Annotated in this window: 1 protein-coding gene; it reads right to left on the bottom strand. The window is 61.4% G+C overall.

Going from position 1 to position 2,461, the window contains the following annotated elements; all coding sequences use genetic code 11:
• The coding region (gene tssM / locus ACXJ7R_RS30010) for a type VI secretion system membrane subunit TssM (protein ID WP_457154987.1) at positions 1–2,327 on the bottom strand (2,327 nt) is incomplete at its 3' end.
• Between the last annotated feature and the right edge of the window lie 134 nt (positions 2,328–2,461).

Below are 2,461 nucleotides of genomic sequence, written 5' to 3'. Positions count from 1 at the left end.
ATGTAGTGCGGCTTGTCCGTCAACATCGCTTTGAACTTCAACTGGTCGAGAACGCTGTTCCAGGCTGCTGCGAACTCCTTCCCGTAGCGATCGAGAAGTTCGGGGCCGAGCTTGAGCAATTGCTGATCGATGTCGCCTTGCTCACCGCCTCCGCCGAGAACCCATTGCTCGTCGACAAGCATCTGCGCAATGCGCGAAAGTTGCGGGAGATAGAAGGTGTGGAAGCCGGCATAGGTGTAGATACCGGGAACACGAAGGCCTGACAGATCGCTGCCGTTGATGCGCTCGAACAGCACTTGCGCTTCCGGGCCGCCTTTCAGGGAAACAGAAAAGTCGTCCAGTGCTGCCGCGTATATTGCCGACCGGATCAATGCGGACGCTCGATCGGCAAGGCTCATGCGCCCGAGAGAACGTTGGGCGGCTTCGACAAGCGGCTGGTTGAGTTCGAAAACCGGATCATAGGCGTCGTCCAATGCCAGCATGGCGCGCAGGTGCTTTTCGAGTTGCTCCCGTCCTGCTCGGTTGTTTTCGCCTGGATATCGGTTCTGCTCCCAATCCTGCTTCATCCAGGAAACGATCAACGCGTCATCGACCTTCGGCGCCTTGCCGCCAAGCATCAGATAGATTTTCAACGGTTCGTAGAGCGCGACGGGATCAGCCATCTTGGCCTGGATCGTCCGCTCGGCCTGGATCAGCAGGCGCGATCGGAACATTCGTTCCAGCCCTTGCCGATAAGCCGTTTTGGATGCCGAAAGAAGTCTCTCCCGCTGACTGAGGCCGAACGTCTCCTCGATCGGAGTCGGTAGGTCACCGGTTTCGAACCCGGCCGGCAGATCGCGCAACTGGTCGAGCGGCCCGATGACGTTTTCGAGGTCGACATCGGTGACCGTCGTGCTTTCGAGCAGGGGGGCGGCCGTCTGGCGGTACTGGCCCATGGCCAGACTTGTGGAGGCGATAAGCGACCGGTTGGCCGCGACGCTCAGCCCGAGCGTACCCAGTGCAGCAGCAGCGACCAAAGCTATTGCGCCGAGGCCGCCAAATCTGGCGATCGCTGCGCGCCTTGCAGCCGCTTTGTCGTACGAAACCCATCCGGATTCGGCAAAAATGACGTTCGTCAGCAGATCATGCAGAAAGAAGCTTTTGCCGGTTCCGGAAAGGTGAGGGCGGGAGTTGCTGCCGAAATCGCGGCCGATTGCGCCCAGCACCTGATCGATCGGCGTTCCCTCTTGCGTGCCTGACGAAAAATAGAGTCCACGCAGGCTGACATTCACCTGGCTGCGCGCCGGATCGAACAGGCCGGCGACAAAACTGGTAATTCGCCCCCGCAGCGCGCCGAACTGCGCCGGAAAGCCAAAGATGGAGATGCGCGTGAGCGGATCGGCCTCTTCCTGGAGGCGGTCGGCCATCTCGTCTGCCAGTCGGTTGGACAGCATGTCGAATTCAGCGGGAGCCTCGGCGGCCATGTTCCTGTCGCGCTCCGCCGTCTGGAACGTCGCGCCCCACACTTTTCGCCTGCGCGGTTCGTCGAAATCGCCGAAGTAATCCATGAACCCGGAAACAAGATCGGCCTTGGTGAAAAGCAGGTAGACTGGAAACTGGATTTTCAGCGTCTCGYGGATTTCCCTCAGGCGGCTGCGTATCTCGACGATGTGGGCGTCGAGCTGCTGATCGTCGAAGCTCATCAGGTCGGCAAGGCTGATGGCAAGGATGACGCCGTTTATCGGTTGTCTGGTGCGGTATCGCTTGAGCAGCGACAAGAAGGCGAGCCAGCTCTTCCTGTCGCTCTCGGCATGGGAGTCCTGCGTCGTGTAGCGTCCGGCGGTGTCGATCAGCACGGCCTGGTCGGTAAACCACCAGTCGCAGGAGCGTGTTCCGCCAACGCCAGCCACCGGCTGGGCGTCCCCCGAACCGGCAAGCGGAAAGTTCAGACCCGAATTGACCAGGGCCGTTGTCTTGCCGGCACCCGGCGGGCCGATGACGACGTACCAGGGGATCTCATAGAGGAAGTTGCGCTTGCCGCTTGACCGTTTGAGCGCCGCCACGGCCTCATTCATGCGAGCTTCGAGCACCCGCGAATCGTCATCGCGGTCGTCATTGTGTGCGACGACGGACTCGAGCGCTTTTTGCGCCTTTCTCGCTTGCCAGAAGCGTAGCCCGTAGAACAGCGCCAGCGCCGCCACGATCACGCCGATGATGGTTGCGCGCAGCCAGGCGGGGCCCAGCGGCCGGGTATCGGCGAAGCGGATCAAGGGCCCGCCAAACCACACTGCCGCCGCGAAGCCGGCCAGCGCGATAACGCTGAACATCCGCAGCAGCCAACGCGTCATGGGCGCTTCCAACAGGCCGTGCTCACAACGTTTCCTCCCTGGGGATCATCACATCGACACGGCGGTTCTTGGCGCGGCCTTCCGGCGTGGCATTGTCGGCGATCGGTTCGTCCTCGCCATTGCCATCGACCGTC

The sequence above is a fragment of the Mesorhizobium sp. P5_C1 genome (assembly GCF_054049815.1).
Note: the sequence above shows the minus strand (reverse complement) of the source record. Positions and strands in the feature narration are given on the sequence as shown.